This window comes from Sulfitobacter sp. R18_1 (assembly GCF_017743915.1).
GTDB classification, from domain to species: Bacteria; Pseudomonadota; Alphaproteobacteria; order Rhodobacterales; family Rhodobacteraceae; genus Sulfitobacter; species Sulfitobacter faviae.
The window spans coordinates 265,605-280,313 of the sequence record NZ_JAGHRG010000005.1; the positions used below are offsets into that span (position 1 = coordinate 265,605).

The following is a 14,709-nucleotide window of genomic DNA, read 5'->3' on the forward strand; positions in this document are numbered from 1 at the left end:
CGGGGCAGGTTACCCTGCCCCGTGTTTCAGGTCCGTGACGCTTAGCCTTCGGCTTTGGCGACGGTCTCTTTCTTGGATTCGATGTCCAGCGGCGCGTCTTTGCCCATGGCATCGTCATGCAAAGTCTCTTCGGACGCGTTGCCGATTTCGACGCCGGTGCTTTCTTCGCTCACGGCTTCTTCTTCGGGGGCTTCTTCCATGGCGCCCAGATCAACGCCTGCCGCACCCAGCTGAGCCGACATGCCCTCGAGAGCAGCGCGCGATGCCAGATCGCAGTAGAGCGCGATGGCGCGGGCCGCGTCGTCGTTGCCGGGGATGATGTAGTCAACACCGTCGGGCGAGCAGTTGGTGTCAACCACGGCCACAACCGGGATGCCCAGCTTGTTGGCTTCTGCGATGGCCAGCGACTCTTTCTTCACGTCGATGACGAAGAGCAGGTCAGGACGGCCGCCCATTTCGCGGATACCACCCAGCGACGCTTCAAGCTTCGCTTGATCGCGTTCCATGCCAAGACGCTCTTTCTTGGTCAGGCCTTCGAAGCCGCGCTCGGACTGTTCGTCGATGTTTTTCAGGCGGTTGATCGACTGCGAAACGGTCTGCCAGTTGGTCAGCGTACCGCCGAGCCAACGGTGGTTCATGTAATACTGTGCGCATTTCTCTGCGGCGTCGGCGATCGGCTGTGCGGCCTGACGCTTGGTGCCGACGAAGAGAACGCTGCCGCCCTTGGCGACGGTGTCACGGATCACTTTCAGCGCTTCGTCCAGCATGGGGACGGTCTGTGTGAGGTCCATGATGTGGATGCCGTTGCGCGCGCCGTAGATATACGGGCCCATGCGGGGGTTCCAGCGCTGTGTCTGGTGACCAAAGTGTACGCCTGCTTCGAGCAGTTGGCGCATGGAGAACTCAGGAAGAGCCATGTCTTTATACCTTTCCGGTTTAGCCTCATCGGGGGTATGACAGCCTCATGCTGCCAACCGGCGGACGATCTGGGATTTCTCCCCAAAAGGCCCAACCCCGACTGCGGGTTCAAGTGGGGCGCATATAGGCCAGCGCGCGGCGCAGCGCAAGGGGCTTATTGCAGGCCCGACCCGCCATCACCACCTGTCTGGGCATGGCCCGCGCGCACGATCGCCTCGCAGCGTTGCGCCAGCCCCTTGCGCCCGGTGTATTCCGCCACCGGCAGCGGCGGGTGATAGACCACCTCGACCGCGCCCTGCCGAGCCGCGGCCAGCGTCGTCAGCAGATGCGCGCCAAAGGACATATCCCCCCACCAGCCATAGAAGCGCGGATCTTCACCCTGCGGCGCGTGGTAGATGACGCTGACCGGCTGCACCGCGATCTCGTCCCGCAAGGCCGGGTCAAAGAAAGCCTCGAACAGCGTGGTCTTGAAGGAGAGCACTTGCAGCCCGTCGGTGCTGGTGCCCTCGGGGAAAAACAGCAGCTTATGCCCGGCCAAGAGGCGGGTCCGAAACACCTCTGTCTGGTTGCGCGCCTCGGCCCGGTCGCGGCGGATAAAGACGGTGCCCGTCGCCCGCGCCAGCCAGCCGATGCCGGGCCAGCCCGCCACCTCGGATTTGGAGACGAAATAAATCCGTTTGGCCGCATTCAGCGCGAAGATATCAAGCCATGAGGTATGGTTGGCCACCACCGCGCCGCGCCGTTCCATCGGGGTGCCGCGGCGGATAAAGCGCATGCCCAGCACCCAGAACGCCGCGCGGCATACCATCTGCGTGATATGGGGGGTGATGGGCCGATGCAGGCCAAAAATTGGCCGCTCGACCAAGCGCAGCAGCAGCAAGACCAGTAACCCGCCGAAAACCAAAAGCGCCAAGACCGCGCCGCGCAGCATGACGCGCAGCATCCCTGCAAGCGTCAAACGCCGCTCTGGCGGCGGCTGGTCGCTGTCCCAAGTCGTGCTCATGCAGCGCCCCCGCCATAGAACCGCATCTGCCGCGCGCTCATCTGTTTCGTATCAAGGATCAGGCAAACATCCGTGGTGTTGAAGGCGCGGTCGATATAGGCCCCCTCGCCCACGGTGCCGCCCAGCCGTAGGTAGGCTTTGATCAGGCTCGGCACCGCCAGCATGGCCTTGCGCCGGTCCAACTCGACCTCGGGGATCAGGTCCATGGGCGCATATTCGCGCGCGCGGACGCGCAGTTCGGGCGGTGCCAGATGCCGGTGATGCAAAAGCGAAAGCGGCTCGGCCAAAGCCGCGGTGTCGGTGCCATGAAAGCTCGCCACGCCAAAGAGAACCTCGATCTCATGTTCGGCAACATAGCCTGCAAGCGCGGCCCAAAGGTGGTGCATCGCCGTGCCACCGCGATAGGCGGGGTCAAGGCAAGAGCGCCCCAATTCCAACAGCTTACGCCCCGACTGGACAAGCGGCGCCAGATCGTACTCCGCCGCCGAATAGAAGCCCCCTGCCCGCGCGGCCATATCGCCCCGCATCACCCGGTAGACGCCCGCCAATTTACCGCTGCGCCGGTCGGTCAAAAGCAGATGGTCAAAGTAGGGATCGAACCGGTCCCGCTCCAAGCCGGCGGCATGATCGACCATCGGCCCACCGCCGCCCAACTCGCGCACGAAAACGTCGTACCGCAGCCGCTGTGCCGCCTGCACATCCACCTCCGTCTGCGCCAATCTGACCTGAAAATCTGCTGCTACGCCCCGTGGCATCGGCCAATCCTATGCCCGAAATGAAAGTCTCCGCCTGATAGGCAATCGGCTGCGCGGGCGCAACAGTTGCGGGGAAAGCGGAAATCGGTTACTCTCCCTAAGGTTGCTTTAAGAAAATTTTCTTCCACCATTAAGGATTTGGAAAGGGTCATCCCTCATCAAAGACCGGCATTAATTCTAAACGAAAGCTGTCTATGACCACTTTGCCTTGGTCACGAAAGTTGACCGTCACTTTGCCGCCGATATTGCTTTGCACTTGGCCCGTGCCCCATTCGGGATGCTGCGGATGCATCACCAACATGCCCGGCGTCAGCAGCGCGTTCAGATCATCCATGCCATTTCCAATCATTCCAAGGGGCCACCATGGGCCAGCTTAACATTGACCTGCCCACCCTGATCGGCAGCCGCATTTGCCACGACTTGATATCGCCAATCGGGGCCATCAACAACGGGCTTGAACTGCTTCAGATGGCGGGCACCGGGGCCGCCCCGGGGCCTGAGCTTGCCTTGATCGGTCAAAGCGTCGAAAGCGCTTCGGCCCGGATCCGCTTTTTCCGCATCGCCTTTGGGGCCGCGGGCGATCAGACCATGGGCCAGAACGAGGTGACTTCGATCCTACGTGATCTCTATGCCGCCTCGCGGGTTGAGGTTGATTGGCAGGTCACAAGCCCCCAATCGCGCAACTGCGTGCGGATGGCCTTCCTCGCGCTGCTCTGTATCGAAACGGCCCTGCACCACGGCGGGCGGATCACCATCGTCGAAGAGGCAGGCCATTGGTCCCTACAGGCCGAGGCTGACAAAATCGCGATAGACCCTGAACTTTGGGCGCTGCTGACACAGCCCGGGCCGGACAGGCCGCTACAGCCCGCGCAGGTTCAATTCGCGCTTTTGCCAATGCTGGCCGAAGCACAGGGGAAAGAAATCACGCTCGACAACAGTGATACGGCACTGACCCTGTCTTACTAAAGGTCAGCCGCGCACGGTTCCCTCGCCACGCACGAGGTATTTGAAGCTCGTCAACTGCGCCGCGCCAACGGGGCCGCGGGCATGAAGCTTGCCCGTGGCGATACCGATCTCTGCGCCCATGCCGAACTCTCCCCCATCCGCGAATTGGGTCGAGGCGTTATGCATCAGGATCGCCGAATCCAGTCCATTAAAGAACGCCGCGGCGGTCTCGGCATTCTCGGTTAGAATGCAATCGGTATGGCCCGATCCATACTCGCGAATATGCGCCATCGCAGCGTCAAGATTGGGGACGACCCGCGCGGCGACGATCATATCGAGGTATTCTTGCCCCCAATCCGCATCGCTAGCCGGGACCGTGCCGGGGACATTCTGCAAGGCCGCATCGGCGCGCACTTCGACGCCCGCGTCGATCAGCGCCCGGATCACACCGTTGCCAATGGTCTTGGCGACATCCTCATGGATCAAAAGACATTCCGCCGCACCGCAAATGCCCGTCCGCCGTGTCTTGGCGTTCAGCACGACCTTTAGCGCTTTTTCGGGATCCGTCTCGGCGTCGATATAGATGTGCACGATGCCTTCCAGATGGGCAAAGACCGGCACCCGCGCCTCACGCTGGACCAAGCCGACAAGCCCCTTCCCGCCGCGCGGCACGATCACGTCGATGGTATCGGTCATCGTCAGCATCTCACGCACCGCCGCCCGGTCGCGTGTCGGCACCAGCTGCACCGCGTCTTCCGGCATGCCCGCATCCCGCAACCCTTGTTGCAGGCAGGCGTGGATGGCACGCGATGAATGAAAGCTTTCCGACCCGCCGCGCAGGATCACCGCATTGCCCGCTTTGAGACAAAGCGCGCCCGCATCCGCCGTCACGTTGGGGCGCGATTCATAGATCACGCCGATCACGCCAAGCGGCGTCCGCACCCGCTGAATGTTAAGGCCCGAGGGCTGGTCCCATTCAGCGATCACCTCGCCCACCGGATCGACCTGTTCCGCGACCGACCGCAGCCCGTCGACCATGCCGCGAATACGCTCTTCGTTCAGCATCAGCCGGTCCATCATGGCATCCGACAGCCCCTTGTCGCGGCCAAAGGCGAGGTCTTGCTCATTGGCAGCGATGATCTCGGCCCGGTTTTTCCAGACCGCATCGGCAGCGCTGATCAGGGCGGCGTGTTTCCTCTCGGCCGTGACGGTTGCCAGTTGCGCTGCCGCTGCACGGGCGCGGGCGCCGATATCGGCCATCAGCTCAGAGATATTCTCGATGTCGTTCATAGCCTTATGCCCCTGTCTTCGTCTTCTCTTAGAGCGCCATATCGTCGCGATGGATCAAAGCCGCCCGCCCGGGATAGCCCAAAAGCGCCTCGATCTCCGCGCTCTTGTGGCCCTTGATTTGCCCGATCTCCTCCGCCGAATAGCGGCTGAGACCGTGGCCCACCGCATGACCGGCGGGATCATACATGGCGATGCTGTCGCCCCGTTCAAAACGCCCCTCAACGGAGGTCACCCCGGCTGGCAAGAGGGATGTGCCCCGCGCCAATGCCGCCACGGCTCCGGCGTCCAAGGTCACCGCCCCGCGCGGTTTCATCGCCGCGATCCAGCGCTTGCGCGCGGCCTGTGGATCACTCTGCGCGCTGAACCAGGTGGCATTCGCCCCACCTTCGAGCGCGGTGAGCGGGCGCATGACGAACCCATCGGTGATCGCCATCGCACAGCCCGCCGTTGTCGCCGTCCGCGCGGCCATCAACTTGGTTTTCATGCCACCTTTGGACAGGCCCGACCCGGCATCTCCGGCCATCGCCTCGATCTCGGGCGTGATGCTCTCGATCACATCGTAACGTTTCGCGGTGGGGTCCTGCGAAGGGTTGGCACTGTAGAAACCATCCACATCGGAGAGCAAAATCAACTGATCCGCGCCCACCGTCACCGCAATCTGCGCAGCGAGACGGTCATTGTCGCCAAAGCGGATTTCATCAGTCGCGATCGTGTCATTCTCATTTACGATGGGCACGACGCCGAGCGAGAGCAGCTGCTCCAAGGTCGCGCGGCTGTTGAGGTAGCGCCGGCGGTTGGCGCTGTCCTCCAGCGTTACCAGAACCTGCGCGGTGGTGATGCCATGGGGGGCCAGCACCTCTTCATAGGCCCGGGCAAGGCGGATTTGCCCCACCGCCGCGGCGGCCTGCGCCTGTTCCAGAGCCAAGACGGTCGGCGGGAGGCCCAGAACACCCCGGCCAAGTGCGATGGAGCCCGAGGACACCAGCACAACATCGCAGCCTAAGCTCTTGAGCCACAAGACATCTTGCGCCAATCCGGTCAGCCAGTCCCGGCGCAGATTGCCGCTATCGCGGTCCACCAGAAGGGCGGAGCCGATCTTGATGACGACACGGCGGGCGGTGCTTAGGGTTGCCAAGGTGTCTCTTCCTCGGTGCTGCGGAACCGCAGCCGATCTTCGTCAATGTTCTGGCGCAGGGTGCGCAATACTTCCGTCACGCCTTCGCCAGCCACACTGGACATCATCATCACGCTGCCGCCGAAAGCTTTTTCCAATTCTTTCAAACGACTTGCGCGTTCTTCCTCATCCAATGCATCAACTTTGTTCAACACAGTGACACGCGGCTTTTCCGCCAGATCGCCACCATAGGCTTCCAGCTCTCCGATGATGGTGTGGTAATCCTCCGCCACGGTTTCGGAAGTCCCGTCGATGAGGTGCAACAACACCGCGCAACGCTCGACGTGGCCAAGGAAAAGATCGCCCAGACCCCGCCCTTCGGAGGCGCCTTCGATGAGGCCGGGAATATCCGCCACGACGAATTCGGTGTTATCGACACCGACCACGCCAAGGTTTGGGTGCAACGTGGTGAATGGGTAATCGGCAATCTTGGGCCGCGCGTTCGACGTGCTTGCAAGGAACGTCGACTTGCCCGCGTTGGGCAGGCCCAGCAAGCCGACGTCGGCGATCAGCTTGAGCCGCAGCCAAAGCGTCCGCTCCACCCCTTCCTGCCCGGGGTTCGAGCGGCGGGGGGCTTGGTTGGTGGCGGATTTGAAGTGCAGGTTGCCCCAGCCGCCATTACCGCCGCGCGCAAGCTGCACGCGCTGGCCAAGCTCGGTCAGATCGGCGATGACGGTCTCCTGATCCTCATCAAGGATCTCCGTGCCCACGGGCACCCGCAGGATGATATCCTCGCCGTCCTTACCGGTGCGCTGTTTGCCCATGCCGGGCTGGCCGTTCTTGGCAAAGAAGTGTTGCTGATAGCGAAAGTCGATCAGCGTGTTTAGCCCATCGACCGCCTCGGCCCAGACCGAGCCGCCGGTGCCGCCATCGCCGCCATCCGGGCCACCATATTCGATATATTTCTCACGCCGGAACGACACACAGCCGCCGCCCCCGGCGCCGGATCGGATGTAGACTTTGCACAGGTCGAGAAACTTCATGGTCTTGCCTTTCAGGCACGGGAAACGGAGCTACAGCTTGCGGCTATAGGTCCATGTGGGTACGGCAGCATCGCGGGCCAAGCAATAGGTTTCCGCGTCGCCGAGATAGACAAAGCCCGCATTGGTCAGCACCTTGGCCGACGCCGGGTTGTCATGGAAGACAGAGGCAAAAAGCGCGTCATTGCCCAAGGGGTTGGCGTTTACCAAAGCCTGCACCGCGTCAGAGGCAAGATGCGTGTTCCAGAACGCCGGTGCCACCCAATAGCCGATTTCGGATTGGTTGCGGTCCAGCCGGGTGAGAGAGATCACGCCCATCACTTCGGAACTGTCCGCGCGGGTGCCGTCCATGACCCAGACGTCTTCTTCACGGTCATCAGACATGGCGCGGGTGACATAGGCCTCAACACTGCCGGGCGGCAGCGGATGCGGGATAGAGGATGTGGCATTGGCGACCCTTGGGTCGCTGGCATACATCTCAATCATGCCCATGTCGGACCGGCGCACCGGGCGCAGGTCAAACCGCTCTGTCTCAATAAGGGGTTGGTTCACAATCGCTTCCAACTGCATCGTCATGTTCCTCCTCCGAACAGACTGGATTGGGGGCCTTTGGCCAGACGGGCCGCCCCTGCCCCGATCGCGCGTAACCCGCGCGCCGAGGCGTTGACACATTCGACATATTCCTCCCTGCCGAATGTAACGACTTTATCAAAATTCAGCCGCGTTCCGCAAAGAGCGGAGAAACGGCCCGGCCGGCCAATGGGCCCTGAACTGGAAAACAAGAACATTGGGGGTTTTCCCGAAAAAGAAAAAGGGACCGGCGGTATCGCCGATCCCTGATTTTTTCAAACCCTTTGGGGTACGGCTTATTCAGCGGCCTCCGCGCGTGGCAGAACCGAAATGAACGTGCGGTTTTTCAGACCCTTGTGGAAGGTCACAGCGCCGTCGACGGTTGCAAAGATCGTATGATCCTTGCCCATGCCAACGCCTTCGGCAGGCCAAAACTTGGTGCCGCGCTGACGCACGATGATGTTGCCGGGGATGACGGCTTCGCCGCCGTATTTTTTCACGCCAAGGCGACGACCAGCTGAGTCGCGCCCGTTACGGGATGAACCGCCTGCTTTTTTATGTGCCATCTCGGTCTCTCCTTAGCCTTTGGTCTTTTCTTTGGCCTGTTCGACCCAGCCTTCACGCTGAATACGGCCTTTGAAAGACAGTTTCTCGTCAACTTCAGCGATATCCGCTTCGGTCCATGCTGCGATTTGAGCGAAGGAGGTGATGCCCGCTTCGTGCAGCTTTTTCTCAAGTGCGGGGCCAACGCCGCTCAGCGCCTTCAGGTCGTCCGCGCCGGCTTCCGACATCTGGTCGGCTTTCTCGGCTTTCGGAGCGGCCTTGGTGGCTTTCGCCTTCTTGGCCTTCTTGATCTGCGCAGCCTCATCGGTCTTGCCGGTGATGGCAGCCACGGCGGCGGCGCTCACGGAGCCTGTGCCGACAGCTTCGGACACGCCCGACTTCTCTGCGCCGGAGGCGAGGATGTCGGTGATCTTGACCAGCGTCAGCTTCTGACGGTGACCCTTGGTGCGCTTGGAAGAGTGCTTCCGGCGGCGCTTGACGAAGTTGATGACCTTTTCGCCTTTGATCTGATCGACGACTTCGGCCTGAACGCCTGCGTCTTTGACCGTGGGCGCGCCGAGCACGGGGCTGTCGCCGCCCAGCATCAGAACTTCGTTGAACTGGACTGTTTCGCCAGCATTGGCCGCAATACGTTCAACGCGCAGCATATCGCCTGCTTGAACCTTGTATTGCTTGCCGCCTGTCTTGATGACCGCAAACATGCGTCTTCCTTTTCTGTCATCCGCGTTCTGTGGCCCCCGCTTGGGAGTTTGTGGATGGCTCTCCGGCCAATCCGCCTCGAACAGCGCGCCCATGGGGCGTCATTAAAAAACAATCCCGAAAACGGATTACCCGCCGGGATGCGGGCTTATCTTCGGAATAGCGCGGCAAGTCAAGTAGGTTTTCTTGGCCCCACCCCTTGGGCCTGTCAGAGGCTTTCGGCCACCATGTTCAGCGCCAGCGCACGCCCCAGCCCGTAGGAGATATCCTCATAGGCCCGGCCGAACCCGTCGAAAAGCCCGCGGTTGAGCGCCCGGCCTGCCGGTGTCTCGGCAAAGGCCGCATATTGTGCGATTTCGGCATTGGCCAAAGGGTGATAGGCCAGCAGCATATAGGCGTGCAACCAGACGGAGGTGTCTTCGGTCACCGCATCCAGATCGGCGCCAACATCGGCCAAGAGGTCTTCATCACTGTCCTCCAGCGCGCCGCCATCGCGCATGCCGCGCAGGAATTGGAAATTGCTGTTGAGCGCCGTACCAACATTGCGGTCGATCATATCGGAAGCGTCGATCAACCGGCGGATCAAAGCCACCCGGGGATCACCGTCCCCCGCCAGCACCCCATAGTTGGCCCGCGCAATCTGCTCGACTTCAGGCTCGGCGATGGCGGCGCGGGCGGCATTCTCCAGCCCGACGATCCGACTCCCCAGTTCGGTGGAATAGAAGGCGATGGCCTTTTCGACCTCCTCCGCCGTCATCGTCTCTTCTAAGGCGCGGCGGACCATTTCGACCATACGCTCGGGGTCGTGGATGCTTTCGACCTGCATCTGCCAGGCTGGGCCGCCCTGCCCGCCCAGCATGTCTTGGTTCAGCACCTCCGCATGGGCCTGCCCTTCGTCGCTGAGGATCACCGCCGCTTGCCGAAGCTCCAACAGATCGACCAGCACGGTCATCCGCGCATCGGCCCAAGCAGGTAGCGCCAGAAGCCACAAAAGCGGCGCGAAAACCCAAGCCCGCATCAGATGTCCTGACTGGGCTGCATGGCCGCAAGCCGCGCGGCCACGGCCTCAAACCGGTTGGCCATGATCTCATATTGAACGGCGTTCATCAGCGTATAGACTTGCTGCATCTTGGGATGCTCCAACGCCTCAGCATAGGCGGCAAGGTCTTCGTCCGAGAAGGATTGATAGGTATAGGCGGCGTTGGCCAGCGCGTTGGCGGCGATCTGCGCGCCCAGCTCATCCGCCTGCGCCCGCATCGCCCCGCGCAGGTCCGGCTCTTCCATCTGCAATTCGATCACCCCGGCCGCCGCGGCGGCCAGAAGGAAGCGGATCTGCACCTCTTGAATGGCCCGAACCGAGATTTCCTCGACATCGCTGGCCACGTTCAAGCGCCGCAGGGTCTCCAACCGGGGGGAGCCGATCCGCTCAAGCCCCGCGATGATGGCGGCACCGCTCTCGGCCTTCAGCCCGTCATCCTCAGCCATATGCGCTTTGTTCTCGACCGCCACCAAACGCTGGCCCAGATCGGAGGCATAGAACCCGGCGGCATGATCCAACAGGTCATCGCTGAGCGTCTCGGCAAGGATATCCATCGCCATGTCGTGCATCAACTCGGTGTCAAAGACATCGCGCACCAGCCGTGACCACTCCGAGCCGAAATCCTCGCTTTGCAGCCCCAACATCTCAGGCGCGGAATCGGCGGAGAGGCGAACGCTCTCCAACGCCACGTCAAAGCCGGTCACCTCCAAAAACCGCTCCAACGCGCCGCGATCCGCCGCCCGCAGCGGCAGGGCAAGCGCGACGAGCAGCATCAACGCCATGACAAAGGGGGCTGCAATCATTCGGTTTTGGCGAAACATGGGCGGTCCTTTCGCAGAATTCTGCCTTTAAACTTAGGCTCTACCAGCCTCGGCGCAATGAAAATCCCCAAACTTTCACTTGATGCGCAAAACCCCTCTTGCCACTGCTGGAAAAGGCGACTAAACGGACCCCCCAGACCCCCGCGGAGAGGTGCCGGAGTGGTCGAACGGGGCGGTCTCGAAAACCGTTGAGCCTTCACGGGTTCCCAGGGTTCGAATCCCTGTCTCTCCGCCACTAACGCCTTGGGCGTGGTGCTTATTTCCCCCGATACGAAGACGCTAGTCAGTCGCCGCGCAAACCGCGACGTCGCCGTCCTCCAAACCGGTCTGCTTAAAGACCAGGCACCCGCGTAGAAATACCCCCCCCACCCCCCCCCCTCCCGCATTAACCAAATCCGCGCCTTGAACATTTCGGCGGATTGTCGCAACTATCCGCGCAGAGCAAGCAAGCGGTTTCATGAGTCCCAGCCAGCCAAGGATTTCTACAAGGGACAATAAAATGAAAACCACTACCGCCAAGCGCGTCGCGCTCTCTTGGCTGATGTGCTCGACCGCCACTCTCGCCTATGCGCAAGACGACACCGCCTTCGATCTTGGCGTGCTGCGCATTCAGACCTCAGCCGCTCAGGCTGTTTTGGGCAATGACGAGATCACCGAAACCGAAATCGAACAGCGCAACCCGGCCACCGTGGCCGATGTCTTTGCCGGCGAATCCGCGATCACCGCCAGCGGCGGCGCGCCGATCGCGCAGAAGGTCTATGTGAACGGGATCGAAGAAAGCCTGCTTTCCGTCACCATCGATGGCGCACGTCAGAACAAATCGGCCTTCCACCATACCGGCAACGTCCTGCTGGATCCGGCCTTGCTGAAATCCGTTGAGGTCAGCGCGGGGCTTGCCCCGGCGGATCAGGGGCCAAACGCGCTGGCGGGCTCTATCGCCTATACCACCAAAGACGCCCGCGACCTGCTGGACGGGGACGATCCCTTTGGAGGTCGCTACACGCTGTCCTATGGCAGCAATGGCCAAGGGTTCCGCAATACCCTGACCCTCTTCGGGCAGAACGACGGCTTTGAATATCTGCTGAGCGGCACCCGGGCGACGGGCGACGATTATGATGACGGCTCGGGCAGCACCATCACCGGCACGCGGGCGGACCTGACCGACTATATCGCGAAATTCGCCTATACCTCGCAAAGCGGCAAACGTCTGAGCTTTTCGGCGTCTGAGACAACCGACAATGGCCTGCGCGCGTCTCAGGGTGGCTTCATCCGCCCCGACTTTGCCGATGTGATCGGACGCGACACGGTGCTTTACGAAGCGCTGTCGCAGCGCACCTCCTATACGCTGACCTATGAGGACGAGAACCCATCGGGCATCTGGGCGCCCTATGCGCAGCTCAGCTACAACGAGCAGGCGATGGACGTAGGCTCGCTCTATGGTGTGAACAAAAGCCTCAGCGGTGTACTCAGCAACGACTTCACGCTCCGCAACGGCAGCGTCAATGCCGGTGTCGATTTCTTTGACGAAAGCGCCGAAGGCTATGACAACACGGTCAGCCCGCGCAGTTCGAGCGGCCGCGAAGAGCTTAGCAACATCGGTATCTTCGCGCAGGCACGGCAGGATCTGTCGGACCGCATCTCCGTATCCTACGGCGGGCGCTATGACTGGGCGTCCTTCGAAGGCGCGGATGGGAGCGATTTCGACGCCAGCGGCGCCAGCGTCAACGGCTCGGTCGATTACGTCTTGAACGATCAATGGACCCTCAACGCCGGCGCTGCCTCCAGCTGGGGCGGTTATGAGTTGGGCGAGGCTGCATTGGTCAACTTCCGCACCCCGTGGAATTATGACGGCTTCACCACCTCGCGCGCCAATGCGGTGCGTTTGGGCCTGCGCTACGACAGTGGCCCTTGGGCGGTCAAAGGCGCGCTCTTCGACACTGAGATCGAAGACATCAACGCCGTTCTGCCCTCGAGCGGCGCACGCGGTGCTGTGGACGATCTGACATCGCGCGGTTTCGACGGGTCGGTCACCTATACCGGCGCGCGCGGCTTCGCGACCTTGAACTACACCTATGCCGATGTGCAAACCAACGACGCGACAACCGCCACGACCGCCTATTACCTTGGCCGCCCGGTCGGCCATATCTTTGGCTTCGAAGCGGGCTATGACGTGACCGAGGAATGGCGCATCGGCGCGACCGCGCAGATCGCCTTGGAGAACGACGATACCGATGTGTCGCTCGACGGTTACGAGGTGGTCAATCTCTACGCGGAATACAAACCGCGGCGGATGGAGAACCTGAACGTGCGCATGGACGTGCAGAACCTGTTCGACGCGACCTATGCAAGCCGCAGTTCCGATGGGCTTGGGCTTGCCAATGTGGTGCCCTTGACCGAACCGGGCCGCACTGTCAGCCTGACCGCGTCGATCAGTTTTTAAGTGACGCAGGTATCGCCCCCCTTTGTGCGGGGGCGATACCCTTTTCCGGCGCATGCCGCCTACGGTTCTTTCCGCAGTCCTCCTCCCGCTTGATCCAGATCAATGCAGCCGCTCCGGCCCGCCCCATAATGGCCGTGGTCACATGAGGAGCGTCGCCATGCAAAATGCCACCATCACAGTCGTTCTGGGGGTCGATGCCCGGCCCAATCAGCTTGAGGCCCTCGCCCGCGAGGCGCAGACCCAGGGCGCGCATCTGATCGTTCTTCTGCTCAGCGAAACCCCTGCCGTCCCGGTCTATTCGATGGGGGTGGGCGAACTCAGCACCTATTCCCTCCCGGCGGGCTGGCAGGCGGATGTCGACGCGGCCCGCGAAGCGGTCGAAAAACAGCGCGCGGAATTTTCCCAGTATCTCACCGACCAAGGCGCCAGCGCGGATGTGCGCGCGGTCTGTGGCGATGCCTCGGCCTTGCGCAACACGGTGGCGCGGGCGGGGCTGACCTGTGACGCGGTGCATATTGGCACGGACCTGCGCGAGGACAAGCGCCTGTTCAAGGACATCGTGCATGCCGCCCTTTTCGAGTCCGCCGTGCCGGTTCTGCTCAACACCGCGCAGGCCAAACTGGCTTTGACCCCGCAATCGGTCTTCGTCGCATGGAAAGCGGGCATTCCCGCCACGCGGGCGATCCGCGCCGCTCTGCCGATCCTGCGCAATGCGCGCGAAGTGACCGTGGCGCTTTTCGATCCGGTCTCGATCTCGGCCTATGATGGGGAGAACCCGGGCACCGATGTCGCCGCTTGGCTGACACACCAAGGCTGCAACGTGGCCGTGCAGCAATATGCCAGCGGAGGCGAGGACATTGGCACCGCCATCCTGAAACGCGCCAAAGAAACCGGGGCCGATCTGATCGTCATGGGCGCCTATGACCACTCCCGCCTGCGCGAGATGGTTTTTGGCGGTACGACCCGCAGCCTGATTGAACAAAGCGCCTTTCCTGTGCTTCTGTCGCACTAACGCCCATCGAAAGGACCCCCTATGCGCCCTCACCTCGCTGCCCTCGCCGGGCTATCCTGCGCCCTCCTCTCTGCCTGTTCTGAGGGGTCCCCTGACGACACCGACCGGGTGCGCGCGGGGCAGCGGGTCTATGCCAAGGAATGCGCCGCCTGCCACGGGGCGCAGGGCGAAGGGGGCGGTCCGATGTCCTTGCATCTGGATGTGGTGCCGCCGGATTTGGCCGGGCTGAAACAGCGCAATGACGGCTACTTCCCGCGCGAGTTTGTCAGCCGCTTTGTCATGGGCCAGCTTGCAAAAGACGACCCCGCCTCACCCATGCCGGACTTTTCCGCGGTGGGCCTGCGCCACGTCTATCCCAATGGCGGCGCGGATGGGGAGGTGCTGGAAACCGATTTCGCCAATCTGCTCGACTATCTGGAAGCGATCCAGTGGTAGGGCCGACGTGGTTCGGGAGGCAGCCCTCGGGCACTTAGCGCGCCCCCGCCCCGCATCTGTCTCT

Annotated in this window: 16 protein-coding genes and 1 tRNA gene; 5 read left to right on the forward strand and 12 right to left on the reverse strand. The window is 62.1% G+C overall.

Annotation, left to right across the window (positions count from 1 at the left end; all coding sequences use genetic code 11):
• Positions 1 to 41: 41 nt before the first annotated feature.
• The 4 genes from rpsB to J7392_RS12380 form a co-directional block, all read right to left on the reverse strand.
• Positions 42 to 917 (reverse strand): 30S ribosomal protein S2, encoded by an 876-nt coding sequence (gene rpsB / locus J7392_RS12365; protein WP_209217801.1) that lies wholly within the window; start codon positions 915 to 917, stop codon positions 42 to 44.
• Between the two features lie 155 nt (positions 918 to 1,072).
• Positions 1,073 to 1,921, reverse strand: a complete 849-nt coding sequence (locus J7392_RS12370) for a lysophospholipid acyltransferase family protein (RefSeq protein ID WP_209217802.1) — start codon at positions 1,919 to 1,921, stop codon at positions 1,073 to 1,075.
• Positions 1,918 to 2,676: a GNAT family N-acyltransferase gene (locus J7392_RS12375; protein ID WP_209217803.1), complete on the reverse strand. Its 759-nt coding sequence runs from the start codon at positions 2,674 to 2,676 to the stop codon at positions 1,918 to 1,920. The genes J7392_RS12370 and J7392_RS12375 overlap by 4 nt, the downstream gene beginning before the upstream one ends.
• Before the next feature lie 148 nt (positions 2,677 to 2,824).
• A complete protein-coding gene (locus J7392_RS12380) occupies positions 2,825 to 3,010 on the reverse strand; it encodes a DUF3553 domain-containing protein (protein ID WP_067262087.1) in 186 nt (61 codons plus the stop codon).
• Between the two features lie 29 nt (positions 3,011 to 3,039).
• Between J7392_RS12380 and J7392_RS12385 the strand changes: the two genes are divergently transcribed.
• The gene (locus J7392_RS12385) at positions 3,040 to 3,642 is read left to right on the forward strand and encodes a histidine phosphotransferase family protein (RefSeq protein ID WP_209217804.1); all 603 of its coding nucleotides are present in this window, start codon (positions 3,040 to 3,042) and stop codon (positions 3,640 to 3,642) included.
• 3 nt (positions 3,643 to 3,645) lie between these two features.
• On the opposite strand, the gene J7392_RS12390 is transcribed toward J7392_RS12385, so the two are convergent.
• The 8 genes from J7392_RS12390 to J7392_RS12425 form a co-directional block, all read right to left on the reverse strand.
• Entirely contained in the window at positions 3,646 to 4,911 is a 1,266-nt protein-coding gene (locus J7392_RS12390; RefSeq protein WP_209217805.1) for a glutamate-5-semialdehyde dehydrogenase, read from the reverse strand.
• A gap of 28 nt (positions 4,912 to 4,939) precedes the next feature.
• Positions 4,940 to 6,046, reverse strand: coding sequence for a glutamate 5-kinase (proB, locus tag J7392_RS12395; protein ID WP_209217806.1), 1,107 nt, complete (start codon positions 6,044 to 6,046; stop codon positions 4,940 to 4,942).
• Entirely contained in the window at positions 6,034 to 7,068 is a 1,035-nt protein-coding gene (obgE, locus tag J7392_RS12400) for a GTPase ObgE (protein ID WP_209217807.1), read from the reverse strand. The genes proB and obgE overlap by 13 nt, the downstream gene beginning before the upstream one ends.
• 30 nt (positions 7,069 to 7,098) lie before the next feature.
• Positions 7,099 to 7,635, reverse strand: a complete 537-nt coding sequence (locus J7392_RS12405) for a GNAT family N-acetyltransferase (protein WP_067262104.1) — start codon at positions 7,633 to 7,635, stop codon at positions 7,099 to 7,101.
• Between the two features lie 296 nt (positions 7,636 to 7,931).
• Positions 7,932 to 8,201, reverse strand: coding sequence for a 50S ribosomal protein L27 (gene rpmA, locus J7392_RS12410; protein WP_067262095.1), 270 nt, complete (start codon positions 8,199 to 8,201; stop codon positions 7,932 to 7,934).
• A gap of 12 nt (positions 8,202 to 8,213) precedes the next feature.
• Positions 8,214 to 8,900: a 50S ribosomal protein L21 gene (locus J7392_RS12415; RefSeq protein ID WP_067262097.1), complete on the reverse strand. Its 687-nt coding sequence runs from the start codon at positions 8,898 to 8,900 to the stop codon at positions 8,214 to 8,216.
• Between the two features lie 206 nt (positions 8,901 to 9,106).
• Positions 9,107 to 9,916 carry a DUF2059 domain-containing protein gene (locus tag J7392_RS12420; protein WP_209217808.1) on the reverse strand — a complete coding sequence of 270 codons (810 nt, stop codon included), beginning with the start codon at positions 9,914 to 9,916 and terminating at the stop codon, positions 9,107 to 9,109.
• Positions 9,916 to 10,758 (reverse strand): DUF2059 domain-containing protein, encoded by an 843-nt coding sequence (locus J7392_RS12425; protein ID WP_247744563.1) that lies wholly within the window; start codon positions 10,756 to 10,758, stop codon positions 9,916 to 9,918. Before J7392_RS12425 ends, J7392_RS12420 begins: the two co-directional genes overlap by 1 nt.
• Before the next feature lie 145 nt (positions 10,759 to 10,903).
• Between J7392_RS12425 and J7392_RS12430 the strand changes: the two genes are divergently transcribed.
• The 4 genes from J7392_RS12430 (at position 10,904) to J7392_RS12445 (ending at position 14,645) form a co-directional block, all read left to right on the forward strand.
• Positions 10,904 to 10,993, forward strand: a tRNA-Ser gene (locus J7392_RS12430).
• Between the two features lie 264 nt (positions 10,994 to 11,257).
• Positions 11,258 to 13,198, forward strand: a complete 1,941-nt coding sequence (locus tag J7392_RS12435; RefSeq protein WP_209217809.1) for a TonB-dependent receptor — start codon at positions 11,258 to 11,260, stop codon at positions 13,196 to 13,198.
• Positions 13,199 to 13,355: 157 nt separating this feature from the next.
• Positions 13,356 to 14,210, forward strand: coding sequence for a universal stress protein (locus tag J7392_RS12440; protein WP_209217810.1), 855 nt, complete (start codon positions 13,356 to 13,358; stop codon positions 14,208 to 14,210).
• Positions 14,211 to 14,231: 21 nt separating this feature from the next.
• Positions 14,232 to 14,645, forward strand: coding sequence for a cytochrome c (locus tag J7392_RS12445; protein WP_209217811.1), 414 nt, complete (start codon positions 14,232 to 14,234; stop codon positions 14,643 to 14,645).
• The last annotated feature ends 64 nt before the right edge of the window (positions 14,646 to 14,709 follow it).